We start from the raw sequence: 15,553 nt of genomic DNA on the forward strand, positions 1-15,553 counted from the left end.
TCCGGTCACGTGGGTGCGCCCGCGCTTCCGGCCGCCGGGGCGGCTGGAGCAGGCTGCCGGGACTTCCGGGTGAGCGGCCACAGGGCCGCGAACACCACCACGCCGAAGACCGCCAGTGCGATGGCGATCTCGGTGGTGTGCTTCCAGTAGCCGGAGAGCAGCAGCGCCGCGGGAATCACGCCGGTGACCCAGCCCTGGATCGCGGTGACCCAGCCCGTATAGATGGTGAGGCTGTCCATCTTGAGACCGAGCAGCAGGAAGAACAGGAGCCACAGGAACGCCCAGTAGAGCCAGATGACCCCGAAGGCGTAGTCCTTGAAGAGCCGGAAACTGACGAACGAATACCCCAGGGCCGCAATTGCCACAAAGAGCGAGTAATAGCCGACGCCGGTGCTGTCGAGGCCGGCGAGCAGGCCGATACCTACGTACAGGTAGGTGAAGCCGAACAAATAAATTCCGGATGCCGCCAGGATCTTGGTGGGGTCACCATCGGCGGTGAAGATGAGATACGTCGGCGTCAGCACCTGCAATGCTCCGATGAACAGGTTGAACACCGCTCCCGACCGGGCATCGACCTTCCCGAGGAGCAACAGCCCGTTGATGAAGAGCACCGCACCGACGAAGAGCAGTCCCACGTTTGCCACGGGGACGCACCTCCTAAGGCTCTCTGGTCCTGTCGACCATCGCACTCAGGGTCGCGGCAACCGCGAGAGCGCGGGGTGCGGGCGCCGTGGCGCGGTACTGCGCGGGGGCACTTCACCTACCACTGCCGGGGCCTCCCGGGACTGTGCCTCCCGTTCATGGAGGGAGGCGATGCCGCTCGGGGTCCGGGTGAGACCGGGCGAGGAGTACACGCGTCTCGCGATGCCCGCGCACGCGGGGCAGTCATAAGCCGTGGGCGCCGTACCGATCGCCAACCTCACATCGAACGAGCCACAGCGACTGCAAAGATATTCATAGGTTGCCATCAGCCGCCTCCGGGTGCCGGTGCACGCTGGCCAACCTCGGCGTATACGGCATGCCTTGATGAGCGCACCGCATCACGCTCCATTTCAAGGAGACGTCCGCTCCAGTCCTTTGTCAAGTGTTTGTCAAGCTTCACCGGACGCCCCCGGGACGTATGCTGGAGATTGCTGGAGGACTGCCATGGCCAAGATTCTTTCGGTGCTCTATCCGGACCCCGTGGACGGTTATCCGCCCGCCTACGCCCGCGACGAGATTCCCACCATCACCGGCTATCCGGGGGGACAGACCGCACCGACCCCGGAGGGGCTCGATTTCACTCCGGGGCAGCTGCTCGGCAGTGTCTCGGGAGAACTCGGGCTGCGCCGGTTCCTGGAGGATCGGGGCCACACCTATGTCGTCACCTCGGACAAGGAGGGGCCGGACTCCGTTCTGGACCGGGAGTTGCCCGACGCCGACGTGGTGATCTCGCAGCCGTTCTGGCCCGCCTATCTGACGTCCGAACGGATCGCCGGGGCCCCGCAGCTCAAACTGGCGATCACGGCGGGCATCGGCTCCGATCACGTGGACCTGCCGAGCGCCATCGCCCACGGCATGACGGTGGCGGAGGTGACGTACAGCAACAGCATCAGTGTGTCCGAGCACGCGGTCATGCAGATCCTCACCCTGGTGCACAACTACATGCCGGCCCATGACTGGGTGACCGCCAAGCGGGGCTGGAACATCGCCGACAGTGTCTCGCGCGCCTACGACCTCGAGGGCATGCATGTGGGCGTCCTCGGCTCGGGCCGGATCGGCCAGGCGGTGCTGCGCCGCCTCAAGGCGTTCGACGTCACCCTGCACTACTGCGATGTGCACCGCCTGCCGCCGGAGGTGGAGGAGGGGCTCGGGCTGACCTGGCATCCCGATGCCCGGTCCCTGGCCGCCGCGGTCGACGTGCTGTCGATCCACACACCCCTGCATCCGCAGACGCAGAACCTCTTCGACGACGAGCTGATCGGGGCCATGAAGCGCGGTTCGTACATCGTGAACACCGCGCGCGCCCTCATCGTCGACCGGGACGCCGTGGTGCGGGCGCTGAACAGCGGCCAACTGGCCGGTTACGCCGGTGACGTCTGGTACCCGCAGCCGCCACCGCCCGACCATCCCTGGCGCACGATGCCGTACGAGGCGATGACGCCGCATGTGTCCGGGTCGACCCTGTCCGCACAGGCCCGCTATGCGGCCGGCGTCCGGGAGATCCTTGAATGCTGGTTCGACCGGCGCCCCATCCGTTCGGAGTACCTGATCGTCGACGGCGGCGGGCTGGCCGGGACGGGCGCGCGTTCCTACACGGTCGCCGGATAACGGCCGAGGGAAATATGTGAACTGTCTCCTGTGAGCCGATTCACCCGGATTTTGCTGGACGGGGTGCCGCCGCAAGCCTTAATGTCCGTAATTGTATTCATTGTATGAATGCGACGGTATTACTGTTTTGTTTCGCCGGAAACCGAGGCGAACGGCGGAAGGTGGATCAGTGAGCATGGACGCCGTATGGGTCCGGGGCGTGAACGGCATTCAGATGCATCACGTGACCGACCTGCAGGACGCCGGCCGGTTCTTGGGCAACGCGGCGATGGCGCTGCGGGCCGCCCACGTACGGACCGGCGCCGACCGGTACGTCGGCCTCGCCGCCGAGCTCAAGGCCCTGGTGGAGCGGGTGCGGGAGCTGGAGGACGAGGCGCGGTCGAGCATGCACGACCTGCACGCCACCGACCCCGACAGGTTCGGCCGCTGTCGCGACGGCCACGAGCCGTGGCCCGGCGAGATCCCGGCCGGATTCATCCCGCGCCACACCTGCAAGGACGAGTGCCTCTACCACGACCGCGACGTCCTGGAAGCGATCATGCAGTGTACCTGCGGCCGTCCGCCGTGCCAGGCGTGCGAAATCGGCGGGAAGCTCTGATCGGCCCCGGCCGCCTCCTCACTCGGTCCGGTTCGCCCACTCCCTGAGGAACACGGCGATGGCGCTCAGGTCGCGGTCGACCATGTCCGCTTCGGCCGCGGCCCGGGCGATGTTCAGATTCGCGGCGGCCTGCCCCATCGGTGCTCCGACGCGGTCGGCGAGGTCCAGGATCAGATCCAGGTCCTTGGCGGCGAGCCCGACCGTGAAGGCGGCGGGGGCGCCGTCCGGGTGCAGGAAGGCCTCGCGCTTGTACTGCACGAACGGCGCCGCGACAGCGCTCTCCGCGAAGACCTCATAGGCGGACTCGCGCAGCACGCCCGCCCGCTCGGCGAGCACGAGCGCCTCGGAGAGACCCTGGTTGAGCGCGTGCAGGACACAGTTCACGGCGAGCTTCATCGCCGCGCCCGTACCGCCGGCGCCCATGTGGAAGACCCGCGAGGCGAGTGCGTCGAGCACCGGCCGTGCGCGCTCCAGCGCCTCGCCGGAGCCGCCCGCCATGACCGTCAGCCTGCCCTCCTCGGCGAAGGAGACGCTGCCCGACACGGGTGCGTCGAGCAGATCGGCACCCTGCCCGTCGGCCATGGACCGCAGGAAGGCCACCGTCTCCGGGGCGATCGTGCTCGTCTCCAGCACGACGCTGCCCGGCCGCAGCCCGGCGGCCAGCCCGTCGTCCCCGCCGTAGGCCGCGGTGACGGCCGCGTCCCCGGCGAGCGAGACGAGTACGACATCGGCGGACGCGGCCGCCTCGCGGGCCGTCGCGGCGACGGCCGCCCCCGAGCGGGCCGCCACCGCCTCGGCCTTCTCGCGCGAACGGTTGTACGCGGTCACATCGAAGCCCGCACCCCGCAGCCGGACCGCCATGGCGCCGCCCATCCGGCCGGTGCCGATGACGGCCACCCTGTTGGTTTCCGTTGTGGCGCTCATCGCAGCACCCACCCTCCGTCGACATTGAGGTTGACGCCGTTGACCGAACGGTTGCGCAGCAGGAAGTCCACGGCGTCCACCACGTCCCGCATCGTCGCCAGCCGCCCGGTCGGCGTCGTCGCGCGGAAGCCGTCCATCACCTCGTCCGGCCGGTCCGCCCAGAACGGGCTGTCACCGACGATCCCCGGGTGGATCGCGTTGACCCGTACCGGAGCGAGCTCGCTCGCGAACGCGCGCACCAGACCCGTCACGCCCGCGTTCACCGTCGCGATGGTCGCCGCACCCGGATAGGGACGCTCCTTGGCCTGGCCGCCGAAGATGACGACGGCGCTCTCGTCGCCGAGGCGGGGGACGAGGGAGTGCACCACCTCGGTGTAGCCGACGAGCTTGAGCGTGACGAGGTGGAGCGCCGCGTCGAAGTCGTAGTCGGCGAGGGGGTTGTGGTCCCGGGAGATGGCCGTGAGGACGAGGTCGTCCACCCGGTCGAGGCCCGACAGCGCGGGCCCGATCTCCTGCGGTCGTGCGAGGTCGAAGCCGATCCCGCTGCTGCGGCCGCCGATCCCCTCGGCCACCGCGGCGGCCCGTCCCGCGTCGCGGCCGGTGACCACGACCTCTTGGCCGAGCCCCGCGTAGTGACGGGCGACCTCGCGGCCGATTCCGGATGTGCCGCCGACGACGACGACCCTGCGGGACGTAGAGCTCATGACTTCCTTCCCAGCGTCTCGCCCGGATCATCCCAGTTTGTGGGCGTACGGGTACGCGTGGCGCGCCCGCAGGGGGGCTGCAAGGGTCATGGAGCTCATCCGTACCGGACGAACCTCAAAGGAAAAGGGCGGCCGGGGTCCTCACGTCGACTTCGACGTCATCAGTCCGAGTGTCACCAGCCCCAGCACGATCCAGCCGAACCAGAGCCAGCCGTTGCTGCCGAGCGCCACGGTGTAGCCCGTCACGACCACCAGAGCCGTGATGGTGAGCACACCCATGGTCTTCGTGGAACCGGACATGCGCGTCCTCCTCCGGGCCGGTGCGTGGGCCGTGGAGCCATCGTGACCCAGGGTAGGTCCTTCGCGCTACCGCCGGGGGCTACCGTCCGCGTGCCTGGAGCGAGGCCAGGTAGGCGTTGTACGCCTCCAGCTCCTTGTCGCCGTCCCGGTCGGCGGCCCGGTCGGAGCGGACGGCCTGACGCTGCTCGGAGCGATACCACTGGAACACCAGTGCGATGAGCACCAGGACCGACGGGATCTCGCTGAACGCCCAGGCGATCCCACCCGCCGCGTTCTGGTCGGACAGCGCGCTGATCCCGAGGGACGCCGGCGGGTTCGCGTACGCCTTCACCATCGGCTCGCTCGCCATCATCAGCGCGATCCCGAAGAACGCGTGGAACGGCATGCCCGCGAAGAGCTCCAGCATCCGCATCACATAGCCGGGCCGGTGCGGGCCCGGGTCCACGCCCATGATCGGCCAGAAGAAGATCAGGCCGACGGCGAGGAAGTGCACCATCATCCCGATGTGCCCGGCCCTGGACCCCATGAGGAAGTCGAAGAGGGGCGTGAAGTAGAGCCCGTAGAGGCTCGCGATGAACATCGGGATCGTGAACGCGGGATGCGTGACGATCTTCATGTAGCGGCTGTGCAGCAGCGCCAGCAGCAGCTCGCGCGGGCCCTTGCGGCCCCGTCCGGCGACCGGCAGCGCGCGCAGCGCGAGCGTCACCGGAGCGCCGAGCAGCAGCAGGATCGGCGAGAGCATGCTGATCACCATGTGCTGCACCATGTGCACGCTGAACATGACCATTCCGTAGTCGTTCAGCTTGGTGCACATCACCAGCGCGATGCTCAGCACGCCGATGGTGAAGAAGACCGTGCGGCCCACCGGCCAGGCGTCGCCGCGCCTGCGCAGCCGGACGACGCCCCAGCCGTACAGACCGAGCGCGACGAGGCAGCCGATCAGGAAAAAGGGGTCGGCGGAGAGCTCCAGGCCCCGCCCCAGCGTGAACGGCGGCAGGTCCATCGACGTGCCGTGCTCGCTGTGATCCATCTTTGCACTCCTGGAGCGTCCTGATTCGCGCTTGTTGTCCGGACAAGACTAGAACCGCCCCCGGTCGCGGCTGCGACCGGGGGCGGTTCGTCACGAACGCAACCGGATCAGAGGACCGTCTCGGCCTCGTTGTAGCGCTCCTCGGGCACCGTCTTCAGCGTCTGGACGGCCTGCGCCAGCGGCACCATGACGATGTCCGTGCCGCGCAGCGCCGTCAGCATGCCGAACTCGCCGCGGTGCGCCGCCTCCACCGCGTGCCAGCCGAAGCGGGTCGCGAGGACCCGGTCGTACGCGGTCGGCGTACCGCCGCGCTGCACATGACCGAGGATCACCGGGCGGGCCTCCTTGCCGAGCCGCTGCTCCAGCTCGATGGAGAGCTGGCGGGCGACACCGGCGAAGCGCTCGTGGCCGTAGATGTCCTTGCCGCCCTCGTCGAACTCCATGGACCCCTCGCGCGGCTTGGCGCCCTCCGCGACCACGACGATCGCGAACCGCTTGCCCGCCTCGAAGCGCGCGCCGACCCGCCTGGTCAGCTCGTCGATGTCGAAGGGGCGCTCGGGTACGACGATGGCGTGCGCGCCCGCCGCCATGCCCGAGTGGAGCGCGATCCAGCCCGTGTGGCGGCCCATGACCTCGACGATCAGCACCCGCTGGTGCGACTCGGCGGTGGTCTTCAGCCGGTCCAGCGCCTCCGTCGCGACCCCGACGGCGGTGTCGAAACCGAAGGTGACGTCGGTCGACGCGATGTCGTTGTCGATGGTCTTCGGTACGCCGACGATCGGCAGGCCCGCCTGGGAGAGCAGGTTGGCGGCCTTCAGTGTGCCCTCGCCGCCGATCGGGATGATCGCGTCAAGGCCGAGCTCGGCGACGTGTCCCTTCGCCCGCTCGACGCCGTCGACGAGATGCGCGGGCTGCACCCGGGAGGAGCCGAGGATCGTGCCGCCGCGGGCGAGGATGCCGGCCACCGAGTCAAGGTCGAGCTTGCGGTAGTCGCACTCCAGGAGGCCCTTCCAGCCGTCGTGGAAGCCGATGACCTCGTCGCCGTGGTCGACGACGGCGCGGTGGACGACGGAGCGGATGACGGCGTTCAGACCGGGGCAGTCGCCGCCGGAGGTGAGGACACCAATACGCATAGCCCGAATACCTTTACAACGTGGGCCGACACCCGGACCACGTCGTCCGGTTGGATCCCCGCCACCCTACCGGCGGGGGGTGGCGGGAACCGAACCGGACGTCCGCACAATGGATTCCGTATTTTCGTACGAACCGTCAGGCCGGCTGCGTCGCGGCCGCGATGCGCTCGTTCCGCAGCGCCTCGTACCACCGGTCGTCCGTCGGCGGCAGCGCGTTGACATCGAGGGCCAGCTTCAGCAGCAGGTCCGCGATCTGCGGGTTGCGGGCCATGACGGGGCCGTGCATGTACGTACCGAAGACAGTTTCGTTGTACGCGCCCTCGGTGCCGTCGCTTGTGCCGTTGCCCTTGCCGAGCACGGTGCGGGCGAACGGGCGGGCCGACGGGCCGAGGTGGGTGATGCCCTGGTGGTTCTCGAAGCCCGTCAGCTGCGGCAGGCCGAGCCGGGGGTCGATATCGGCCAGTACGTCACCGACGCACCGCTCGCCCTCGCCACGGGTGGAGATCACGTCGAGCAGGCCGAGGCCGGGCTCGCGCTCGCCCAGGTCGTTGATGAACTCGTGCCCCAGGATCTGGTACCCGGCGCAGACCGAGAAGATGATCGCGCCGTTCTCCGCGGCCCGGCTGAGGCCGCCGTCGCGGCGCAGCCGCTCGGCCGCGAGGCGCTGCGGCCGGTCCTCACCGCCGCCGATCAGATAGATGTCGCCCGAGGTCGGGACCGGCTGGTCGCTGCGGACGTCCACGCGCGTCACGCCGAGTCCGCGCTGGCGGGCCCGGCGCTCCACGACCAGGGCGTTGCCCTGGTCCCCGTACGTGCTGAGCAGGTCCGGGTAGACCCAGACAAGCCGCAGGCTGCTGTCACTCATGCTCTCGTCTCCTCTGGGTCAGTTGCCGACGCGGCGGCGTACGTCCTGGAACGCCGTGTAGTTGGCGATGAGCTCGATCCGTCCGGGCGGGGCGAGCTGCACGGCCTCGTCCACGGTGTCGCAGACCCGGAAGTCCAGACCGGCGACCTCCAGCCGCACGGCCAGGTCCAGCCTGCGGTCGCCGATCACGAAGATCGGGTGGCCTGCGAGGCGCGTGTAGTCGACGTCCCAGAGCCAGGAGGTGTCGGTGCCGTCCGCGCCGCGGGCGTTGACGGAGAGGATCACCGGGGTCGGCGGCGGGTCGATGAGCGAGAACGTCTCCAGCCAGCCCGCCGGGTTCTTCGCCAGCAGCAGCCGCAGGTCGCGGCCGAGGAACGAGACGACGTCGTAGCGTCCGGCGACGGCCTGCACCTGGTACATGCGCTCCAGGGCGACCTGCGGCGGCACCCCGAAGACCGCGGCGACCGCGGCGGAGGTGGCGGCGTTCGCCTTGTTGGCGCGGCCCGGCAGCTGGAGGTGGATCGGCCAGGCCGAACCGTGCGGGTCGAGGACGTGGTCGCCGTGCAGCGCCCAGCTCACCTGGGGGCGGCGGAAGCCGCAGTCGCCGCAGAACCAGTCGTCGCCGGGGCGCTGCATCACACCGCCGCAGGCGGGGCACGACCAGGCGTCGTCCTTCCACTCCTGCCCGGCGGCCACCCACACCACGTTGGCGGAGGAGGACGCGGCCCAGACGATCAGCGGGTCGTCGGCGTTCGCGATGACCACGGCCTTCGTACCGGCGAGGCCCTCGCGCCACTTCTCGGCGAGCATCCGGGTCTCGGCCGCGCGGTCGAGCTGGTCGCGGGAGAGGTTGAGCAGCGCGATCGCCTTGGGCGTGGTGTCGCGGGCCACACCGGCGAGGTACTTCTCGTCCACCTCGATCACGCCGAACTTGGCGTCCGAGCCGCCGGCCAGGGCGGAGGTGATGCCCGCGGGCATGTTCGCGCCCAGGGCGTTCGAGACGACCGGGCCGCTGGCGCGCAGGGCCTCGGCGATGAGCCGGGTCGTGGTGGTCTTGCCGTTCGTCGCCGACACCAGAATGACGTCGAGATGCTGTGCCAGCCGGCTCAGCAGATCCGGGTCGAGTTTGAGCGCCACCCGGCCGCCGATCACCGATCCGCTGCCGCGTCCCGCGGCGCGCGACACCGCCGCTGCGGCCTTGCCTGCCGTCACGGCCAGCTTGGCCCGCGGCGACAGCGGCTCCGAGTTGCCTGCCATCGTCCTTGATCCTCCTTGCGTCGGTCGGGGCTCAGCCTATCGACCTCTGACCTGGGGCCCGAACCGCCGTACGCTTGCCCGCATGCGAAACCGGCCCATCCCCGGCAGTTCCGGACTCGTACGGGCCATGAGCCTGCTCGGAGATCCCGTCCTGCACGCCCCCTGCGAGCCCGTCACGGACTTCGGTCCGTCGCTCGCCCGCCTCATCGAGGACATGTACGCGACAATGTACGCGGCCCAGGGGGTCGGCCTCGCGGCCAACCAGATAGGCGTCCCGCTGCAGGTCTTCGTCTACGACTGCCCCGACGACGAGGACGTCCGCCACCTCGGCCATGTGATCAACCCCCGCCTCGTCGCCGCCGACGGGATCGTCGTACGCGGCCCGGAGGGCTGTCTGTCGCTCCCGGGCCTGGAGGCGGGGACGCCGCGCTTCGACCGCGCTGTGGTGGAGGGGGTCACGTCGCGGGGGGAGCCGGTGCGGGTGGAGGGCACGGGGTTCTTCGCGCGCTGCCTCCAGCACGAGTGCGACCACCTGTCGGGCGGCGTCTACCTCGACCACGTCACGGGCTGGCGCCGCGCCCGCGCGCTACGGGCGGTACGGCGGGCGGAGTGGGGGCGCCCAGGAAGCCCGTCTGGGGGTCCCCCCACGCCCGCCAGGGCGTAGGGGGAGATTGAGGACACGGCCGAAGGCCGTACCGGGGGGGCTGGGGCGGAGCCCCAGTCTCGGGAAGGGGCGGGGAGGGGGGCGAAGCCCGCTGCAGGCGCCCTGGGTGGGGCGGGGAAAGAAGCCCGCTGCAGGCGCCCTGGGTGGGGCGGGGAAAGAAGCCCGCTGCAGGCGCCCTCGGGCGGGGCCCGCGCCAGAACCCCGCCGCAGGCGCCCCGGGCGGGGCCCGCCCTAGAAGCCCGGGCCCCCCTCGCGGTCCGCGGTGATCGCCAGGCTGCCCCACAGCAGGTCGGTGAGGCTCGTGACCAGCTGGGCGCGCGAGCACGGGCGCTCGCCCAGCCACCAGTCGCCCGCCGCGTGCATCATGCCCACGATGCCGTGGCCCCAGATCCGGGCCAGCTCCTCCCCGCCGTCCCCGAGCTCGACCCGGTCGGCGATGACCTTGCCGAGTTCCTCGCCGAGGCGGCGCAGTAGCGGAGCGGAGTGGCGGCCGACGTCGAAGCCCTGCTCGGCCTGGTGGGAGGAGAGGTCCTCGGTCGGATGCATCAGGAAGCGGTAGACCTGCGGCCGTGCCTCGATCGCGGCCAGATACGTGTCCAGCGTGTGCTCGACCCGCTCGCGCCGGTCGGCCGTCGCGTCCAGCGCCGTCCGCAGGGCGTCCAGCAGCGCGTCGGTGTGGCGCTTGGCGAGGGCCCGGTACAGCCCGCCCTTGTCGCCGAAGTGCCGGTAGAGGATCGGCTTCGTGATCCCGGCCTCCGCCGCGATCGCGTTCATGGAGGCCTTCGGCCCCTCCCGGAGCACCACTCGGTCCGCGGCCTCGAGCAGCTCGCGGCGCCGCTGATCGGCCGACCGCTGCTGGTCTGTCTGGTGAGTCGTGGTCTCCATGGTGTCTCCCCGCCCGTGCGATATCCGTGAGGCCCGGGCAACGTAACACCCTGCCCGGCCTCCCCGCTGATCGCATCGTTGCCGGTTGACAGCCACTACTTGCCGGTAACAGACTTTGGTTACCGCTAGTAACACTTGTGGTTGACGCACATCAGGAGGGGAACATGACCGAGTTCACGCTCGATCTCAACGACGACCAGAAGCAGGTCCGTGACTGGCTGCACGGCTTCGCCAAGGACGTGATCCGCCCGGCCGCCGCCGAGTGGGACGAGCGTGAGGAGACCCCCTGGCCGGTGATTCAGGAGGCCGCCAAGGTCGGTATCTACTCCCTCGACTTCTACGCCCAGCAGTTCTTCGACCCCACCGGCCTCGGCATCCCGATGGCGATGGAGGAGCTCTTCTGGGGGGACGCCGGCATCGCCCTCTCCATCGTCGGCACCGGCCTCGCCGCCGTCGGCGTCCTCGCCAACGGCACCGAGGAGCAGATCGGCACCTGGATCCCGCAGATGTACGGCGACGTCGACGACGTCAAGGTCGCCGCCTTCTGCTCCTCCGAGCCCGACGCCGGCTCCGACGTCGGCTCGATGCGCACCCGCGCCGTCTACGACGAGGCCAAGGACGAATGGGTGCTGAACGGCACCAAGACCTGGGCGACCAACGGCGGCATCGCCAACGTCCACGTCGTCGTCGCCGTCGTCGACCCCGAGCTCGGCAGCAAGGGCCACGCCTCCTTCATCGTGCCGCCGAACACCCCCGGCCTGACCCAGGGGCAGAAGTTCAAGAAGCACGGCATCCGCGCCTCGCACACCGCCGAGGTCGTCCTCGAGAACGTACGCGTCCCCGGACACTGCCTGCTCGGCGGCAAGGAGAAGCTCGACGAGCGCCTCGCCCGCGCCCGCGAGCGCGCGAAGGCGGGCGGCGGCGTGGGGGTCCCCCCGGCCGAAGGCTGGGGGAGGGTCAAGAACGCCGCCATGGCGACCTTCGAGGCCTCCCGGCCCGCCGTCGGTGCCATGGCGGTCGGCACCGCCCGCGCCGCGTACGAGGTCGCGCTCGACTACGCGAAGACCCGCGAGCAGTTCGGCCGCCCGATCATCGACAACCAGGGCGTCGCCTTCCAGCTCGCCGACATGCGTACGCAGATCGACGCGGCCCGGCTGCTGGTGTGGCGCGCCTCGTGGATGGCGGTGACCGGCAAGCCGTTCACCTCGGCCGAGGGCTCGATGTCCAAGCTGTACGCCAGTGAGGTCGCCAAGAAGGTCACCGCCCAGGCCGTCCAGATCCTCGGCGGCAACGGCTTCACCCGCGAGTACCCGGTCGAGCGCATGCACCGGGACAGCGCGATCTACACGATCTTCGAGGGGACCAGCGAGATCCAGCGACTGGTGATCGCGCGCACGCTCTCGGGCATGCCGATCCGCTGACTCCGCGCCGGAGCCCCTGAGTCAGCGCCGAAGCGCCTGAGTCCGCGCCGGAGCCCCTGAGTCAGCGCCGAAGCGCCTGAGTCCGCGCCGGAGCCCCTGACTCCGCGCCGAAGCGCCTGAGTTCGCGCTGAAGCCCGGCACGCGCCGGGCTTCAGCGTGGATGATCAGTCGGTGAATGCGACCACCCCGCCCGACTGGGCACACTGCGGAGACTGCCGGGGCGTTCGAGCGGCCGGACGGGCCTCCTGCCTCGCCCATCTCGAACGCCCGCAGCAGGACGCGTACATGGGCTCGCTGCGCCCCGGGGACGACATCGATCTCCGGGGCACGGTGATCGACGCGGACCTGCTGGAGCGGCTCCTCGCCGCGCTGCTGGACCCGGCCGAGGGTCGGATACGTATCGGCACGGCCCGGTTCGACGAGGCGACGTTCACCGGAAAGGCGAGCTTCGAGAGAGCCGCCGTGGCAGGCGAGGCCCATTTTCGCGGGGCGACGTTCACGCAGGACGTCGCCTTCAAAGGGGCCGAGTTCGCGCGGCCCGCGGACTTCATCCAGGCCCGCTTCGAGCAGGACGCCGACTTCGACGGCGCCTCGTTCGGTGACAGCCTCACGTTCCACGGGGCCGCATTCGCCAAGAGGGCCATGTTCAGCCGGGCGTCCTTCGCGCAGAGCGCCTATTTCAACTGGGCCACGTTCGACGAGAACGCGTGGTTCGCGTTCACCACCTTCGAGGCGGAGGCCGGATTCGGCGACGCGGTCTTCGGCGGAACCGCCGGGTTCGCCGAGGCCCGCTTCGCGGGGAAGGCGGACTTCGCCCGCGCCTCGTTCCGCGCCACGCACTCGCTGGGCAGCTTCACCTGCGACGGCACCGTGGACCTGTCCCACGCCGGATTCACCGAGCCGGTCACCATCGAGGCCGCAGCCGCCCGCGTCATCTGCGAACGCACCCGCTGGGAGTCGACCGCGACGCTGCGGCTGCGCGGCGCCACGCTCGACCTCACCGACGCCGTCCTCGTGCAGCCCGTCGCCGTGACCGCCCACCCCGCACAGTCCCCCGGGGTGAGCGTCGCGTCACTGCGGGGCGTGGACTGCGCCATGCTCACCCTGGCGGACGTCGACCTGACGACCTGTCGCTTCGCCGGTGCCTTCCACCTCGACCAGCTCCGGCTCGAAGGCCGCTGGACCTTCAACAGCCCGCCCCCGCACCGAATATGGCGGTGGGGCATCCCGTACTCGTGGACCCAGCGGCAGGTCCTCGAAGAGGAGCGGCAGTGGCGGGCGCTGCCGACCCGTCCGAGGGCGCTGCGCCGCGGCTGGGGAGATCCGCCCGCGAGCCCGCACGAGGTGCCCGGTCTCGCCACCCTGACGATCGTCTACCGGCAGCTGCGCAAGGCGCGGGAGGACGCCAAGGACGAGCCGGGAGCGGCCGACTTCTACTACGGCGAGATGGAGATGCGCCGCCACAGCCATCGCCCGCGCCAGGCGGAACGCTGGCTGCTCCAGGCGTACTGGCTGCTCTCCGGATACGGACTGCGCGCCTCCAGGGCGCTGGCCTGGCTGCTCCTCGCGATGATGGCCACCGTCATGCTCATGATGGGCTTCGGCATCCCGCAGGACTCGACCAAGCAGGAGGTGACACGTGTGTACGCAGACGGCCGCTGGAAGACCGTCATCGACAAGCCCGACCCGAAGAACCCGACCGGCGACCGCTTCACCGGCAAACGCCTGGACAAGGCGGTCACGGTCACCCTCAACTCCGTCGTGTTCCGCTCCAGCGGGCAGGACCTGACGACGGCCGGCGCCTACATCGAGATGATCTCCCGCATCACCGAGCCCGTGCTGCTCGGTCTCGCGGTGCTCGCGGTCAGGGGCCGGGTCAAGAGGTGACGCCGCCGGAGCCCGGCCCCGTCCACGGCGGTCAGGAGGCCAGGTGCGCCTCGATCGCCGCGGTGACCTCCGGCGCATCGGGCTCCGTACGCGGGCGGAAGCGGGTGACCTCGCCCTGCGGGGAGATCAGGAACTTCTCGAAGTTCCACTGCACGTCGCCCGCCTCGCCGTCCGCGTCGGCGGTCTTCGTCAGCTCGGCGAAGAGCGGGTGACGGCCCTCGCCGTTCACGTCCACCTTCTCCAGCAGCGGGAAGGTCACACCGTACGTCGTCGAGCAGAACGTCTGGATCTCGTCCGCGCTGCCCGGCTCCTGCCCGGCGAACTGGTTGCACGGCACGCCCAGCACGGTGAAGCCGCGGTCCGCGTACTGCTTCTGCAGCCGCTCGAGCCCCTCGTACTGCGGGGTCAGACCACACTTCGAGGCCACGTTGACCAGCAGGATCGTCTGGTTCGCGTAGGCCGCGAGGGACGTGGGCTCGCCGGTGAGGGTGCGCAGCGGGATGTCGTACAGAGTCATCGGGTCTCCTCGGTGGACGGTCTCGCCGCTCATTGTCACCGATCGCGGTCACCGAGCGGCGATCGGTCGGTGATCAGGCGGTGATCAGGCGGTGATCAGGTGGCGAGCAGCGGTGGTCAGGTGGCGAGCAGCGGTGGTCAGGTGGCGAGCAGCGGTGGTCAGGTGGCGATCGGGCGGAACAACCCCTCCTGCACCACCGACACCAGCAGCCGTCCCTCGCGGTCGTAGATCCGCCCGCGCGCGAGCCCGCGCCCGCCCGTCGCGATCGGGGACTCCTGGTCGTAGAGAAACCATTCGTCGGTACGGAAGGGCCGGTGGAACCACATCGCGTGGTCCAGCGACGCCATGTCGAAGCCGCGCGGCCCCCACAGCGGCTCCACCGGGATGCGGACCGCGTCCAGCAACGTCATGTCGGAGGCGTACGTCAGCGCGCAGGTGTGCACCAGCGGGTCGTCGCCCAGCGGCCCCACCGCGCGCATCCACACCGCGCTGCGCGGCTCCGCGCCCTTGACGTCCTCGGGAGTCCAGCGCAGCCGGTCGACGTACCGGATGTCGAACGGCTGACGGCGGGCCATCCGCTCCAGCGACTCCGGCAGCGTTCCCAGGTGCTCGCGGATCTCGTCCACGACCCTCGGCAGCGTCTCGGGGTCCGGGAGGTGCCGCGGCGGGAGCTGGTGCTCGAAGCCCGCCTCCTCCGGCCGGTGGAAGGAGGCGGTGAGGTTGAAGATCGTGCGGCCCTGCTGGACCGCGGTGACCCGGCGGGTGGTGAAGGAGCGGCCGTCCCTGACCCGTTCGACCTGGTAGACGATCGGCACACCGGGGCGGCCGGGTCGCAGGAAGTACGCGTGCAGCGAGTGGACCGGGCGTGCGCCGTCGGTGGTCCGGCCCGCCGCGACCAGGGCCTGGCCGGCGACCTGGCCGCCGAAGACCCGCTGGAGGGACTCGTTCGGGCTGAGCCCGCGGAAGATGTTGACCTCGATCTGCTCCAGGTCGAGCAGATCGACGAGTCTCTCGGCGGGATTGGTCATGGACACGATCCTTTCAGAGCTGGCCGACGT

At 70.2% G+C, this 15,553-nt stretch carries 17 protein-coding genes; 5 read left to right on the top strand and 12 right to left on the bottom strand.

Annotation, left to right across the window (positions count from 1 at the left end; all coding sequences use genetic code 11):
• Window positions 1-5: 5 nt before the first annotated feature.
• Both ABT342_RS10010 and ABT342_RS10015 read right to left on the bottom strand, forming a co-directional pair.
• On the bottom strand, window positions 6-644 hold the full coding sequence (locus ABT342_RS10010; RefSeq protein ID WP_351569757.1) for an AmiS/UreI family transporter: 639 nt from the start codon (window positions 642-644) through the stop codon (window positions 6-8).
• A 45-nt stretch (window positions 645-689) separates the two neighbouring features.
• The gene (locus tag ABT342_RS10015; protein ID WP_351569760.1) at window positions 690-968 is read right to left on the bottom strand and encodes an FmdB family zinc ribbon protein; all 279 of its coding nucleotides are present in this window, start codon (window positions 966-968) and stop codon (window positions 690-692) included.
• A gap of 178 nt (window positions 969-1,146) precedes the next feature.
• Between ABT342_RS10015 and ABT342_RS10020 the strand changes: the two genes are divergently transcribed.
• Together ABT342_RS10020 and ABT342_RS10025 are read left to right on the top strand one after the other, a co-directional pair.
• A complete protein-coding gene (locus ABT342_RS10020) occupies window positions 1,147-2,310 on the top strand; it encodes an NAD-dependent formate dehydrogenase (protein ID WP_351569763.1) in 1,164 nt (387 codons plus the stop codon).
• A 175-nt stretch (window positions 2,311-2,485) separates the two neighbouring features.
• Complete coding sequence (locus ABT342_RS10025) at window positions 2,486-2,908, top strand: hypothetical protein (RefSeq protein ID WP_351569766.1); 423 nt, start codon at window positions 2,486-2,488, stop codon at window positions 2,906-2,908.
• Between the two features lie 18 nt (window positions 2,909-2,926).
• Here ABT342_RS10025 and ABT342_RS10030 read toward each other — a convergent pair whose 3' ends face one another.
• The 7 genes from ABT342_RS10030 to ABT342_RS10060 form a co-directional block, all read right to left on the bottom strand.
• The gene (locus tag ABT342_RS10030) at window positions 2,927-3,832 is read right to left on the bottom strand and encodes an NAD(P)-dependent oxidoreductase (protein WP_351569769.1); all 906 of its coding nucleotides are present in this window, start codon (window positions 3,830-3,832) and stop codon (window positions 2,927-2,929) included.
• The gene (locus tag ABT342_RS10035; protein ID WP_351569772.1) at window positions 3,829-4,536 is read right to left on the bottom strand and encodes an SDR family NAD(P)-dependent oxidoreductase; all 708 of its coding nucleotides are present in this window, start codon (window positions 4,534-4,536) and stop codon (window positions 3,829-3,831) included. The genes ABT342_RS10030 and ABT342_RS10035 overlap by 4 nt, the downstream gene beginning before the upstream one ends.
• 141 nt (window positions 4,537-4,677) lie before the next feature.
• Window positions 4,678-4,836, bottom strand: a complete 159-nt coding sequence (locus ABT342_RS10040) for a hypothetical protein (protein WP_351569774.1) — start codon at window positions 4,834-4,836, stop codon at window positions 4,678-4,680.
• A gap of 79 nt (window positions 4,837-4,915) precedes the next feature.
• Window positions 4,916-5,866: a cytochrome c oxidase assembly protein gene (locus tag ABT342_RS10045; RefSeq protein ID WP_351569777.1), complete on the bottom strand. Its 951-nt coding sequence runs from the start codon at window positions 5,864-5,866 to the stop codon at window positions 4,916-4,918.
• A 107-nt stretch (window positions 5,867-5,973) separates the two neighbouring features.
• Window positions 5,974-6,999 carry a 6-phosphofructokinase gene (locus tag ABT342_RS10050; RefSeq protein ID WP_351569780.1) on the bottom strand — a complete coding sequence of 342 codons (1,026 nt, stop codon included), beginning with the start codon at window positions 6,997-6,999 and terminating at the stop codon, window positions 5,974-5,976.
• Window positions 7,000-7,135: 136 nt separating this feature from the next.
• Window positions 7,136-7,864, bottom strand: a complete 729-nt coding sequence (locus tag ABT342_RS10055) for a type 1 glutamine amidotransferase (protein ID WP_351569783.1) — start codon at window positions 7,862-7,864, stop codon at window positions 7,136-7,138.
• Window positions 7,865-7,882: 18 nt separating this feature from the next.
• Entirely contained in the window at window positions 7,883-9,121 is a 1,239-nt protein-coding gene (locus tag ABT342_RS10060) for a Mur ligase family protein (RefSeq protein ID WP_351569786.1), read from the bottom strand.
• An 82-nt stretch (window positions 9,122-9,203) separates the two neighbouring features.
• Here ABT342_RS10060 and def point away from each other — a divergent pair, with 82 nt between their 5' ends.
• Complete coding sequence (gene def / locus ABT342_RS10065) at window positions 9,204-9,785, top strand: peptide deformylase (RefSeq protein ID WP_351569789.1); 582 nt, start codon at window positions 9,204-9,206, stop codon at window positions 9,783-9,785.
• 231 nt (window positions 9,786-10,016) lie between these two features.
• On the opposite strand, the gene ABT342_RS10070 is transcribed toward def, so the two are convergent.
• Entirely contained in the window at window positions 10,017-10,670 is a 654-nt protein-coding gene (locus ABT342_RS10070; RefSeq protein ID WP_351569792.1) for a TetR/AcrR family transcriptional regulator, read from the bottom strand.
• 164 nt (window positions 10,671-10,834) lie between these two features.
• Between ABT342_RS10070 and ABT342_RS10075 the strand changes: the two genes are divergently transcribed.
• Both ABT342_RS10075 and ABT342_RS10080 read left to right on the top strand, forming a co-directional pair.
• On the top strand, window positions 10,835-12,091 hold the full coding sequence (locus ABT342_RS10075) for an acyl-CoA dehydrogenase family protein (RefSeq protein ID WP_351569795.1): 1,257 nt from the start codon (window positions 10,835-10,837) through the stop codon (window positions 12,089-12,091).
• A 171-nt stretch (window positions 12,092-12,262) separates the two neighbouring features.
• Window positions 12,263-13,978 (top strand): pentapeptide repeat-containing protein, encoded by a 1,716-nt coding sequence (locus tag ABT342_RS10080; protein WP_351569798.1) that lies wholly within the window; start codon window positions 12,263-12,265, stop codon window positions 13,976-13,978.
• A 31-nt stretch (window positions 13,979-14,009) separates the two neighbouring features.
• Here the strand turns inward: ABT342_RS10080 and ABT342_RS10085 are convergent, their stop codons facing one another.
• Both ABT342_RS10085 and ABT342_RS10090 read right to left on the bottom strand, forming a co-directional pair.
• Entirely contained in the window at window positions 14,010-14,495 is a 486-nt protein-coding gene (locus ABT342_RS10085; protein WP_351569801.1) for a glutathione peroxidase, read from the bottom strand.
• Window positions 14,496-14,653: 158 nt separating this feature from the next.
• Complete coding sequence (locus tag ABT342_RS10090) at window positions 14,654-15,523, bottom strand: acyl-CoA thioesterase (RefSeq protein ID WP_351569804.1); 870 nt, start codon at window positions 15,521-15,523, stop codon at window positions 14,654-14,656.
• Window positions 15,524-15,553: the final 30 nt, after the last annotated feature.

The organism is Streptomyces sp. NPDC000410 (genome assembly GCF_040300305.1).
Taxonomy (GTDB): domain Bacteria; phylum Actinomycetota; class Actinomycetes; order Streptomycetales; family Streptomycetaceae; genus Streptomyces.

Excerpts from the sequence above, each read along its gene's own strand:
- ABT342_RS10015 (WP_351569760.1), bottom strand. The coding sequence starts at position 968 with ATGGCAACCTATGAATATCTTTGCAGTCGCTGTGGCTCGTTCGATGTG.
- ABT342_RS10020 (WP_351569763.1), top strand. The coding sequence starts at position 1,147 with ATGGCCAAGATTCTTTCGGTGCTCTATCCGGACCCCGTGGACGGTTAT.
- ABT342_RS10025 (WP_351569766.1), top strand. The coding sequence starts at position 2,486 with ATGGACGCCGTATGGGTCCGGGGCGTGAACGGCATTCAGATGCATCAC.
- ABT342_RS10030 (WP_351569769.1), bottom strand. The coding sequence starts at position 3,832 with ATGAGCGCCACAACGGAAACCAACAGGGTGGCCGTCATCGGCACCGGC.
- ABT342_RS10035 (WP_351569772.1), bottom strand. The coding sequence starts at position 4,536 with ATGAGCTCTACGTCCCGCAGGGTCGTCGTCGTCGGCGGCACATCCGGA.
- ABT342_RS10040 (WP_351569774.1), bottom strand. The coding sequence starts at position 4,836 with ATGTCCGGTTCCACGAAGACCATGGGTGTGCTCACCATCACGGCTCTG.
- ABT342_RS10045 (WP_351569777.1), bottom strand. The coding sequence starts at position 5,866 with ATGGATCACAGCGAGCACGGCACGTCGATGGACCTGCCGCCGTTCACG.
- ABT342_RS10050 (WP_351569780.1), bottom strand. The coding sequence starts at position 6,999 with ATGCGTATTGGTGTCCTCACCTCCGGCGGCGACTGCCCCGGTCTGAAC.
- ABT342_RS10055 (WP_351569783.1), bottom strand. The coding sequence starts at position 7,864 with ATGAGTGACAGCAGCCTGCGGCTTGTCTGGGTCTACCCGGACCTGCTC.
- ABT342_RS10060 (WP_351569786.1), bottom strand. The coding sequence starts at position 9,121 with ATGGCAGGCAACTCGGAGCCGCTGTCGCCGCGGGCCAAGCTGGCCGTG.
- def (WP_351569789.1), top strand. The coding sequence starts at position 9,204 with ATGCGAAACCGGCCCATCCCCGGCAGTTCCGGACTCGTACGGGCCATG.
- ABT342_RS10070 (WP_351569792.1), bottom strand. The coding sequence starts at position 10,670 with ATGGAGACCACGACTCACCAGACAGACCAGCAGCGGTCGGCCGATCAG.
- ABT342_RS10075 (WP_351569795.1), top strand. The coding sequence starts at position 10,835 with ATGACCGAGTTCACGCTCGATCTCAACGACGACCAGAAGCAGGTCCGT.
- ABT342_RS10085 (WP_351569801.1), bottom strand. The coding sequence starts at position 14,495 with ATGACTCTGTACGACATCCCGCTGCGCACCCTCACCGGCGAGCCCACG.
- ABT342_RS10090 (WP_351569804.1), bottom strand. The coding sequence starts at position 15,523 with ATGACCAATCCCGCCGAGAGACTCGTCGATCTGCTCGACCTGGAGCAG.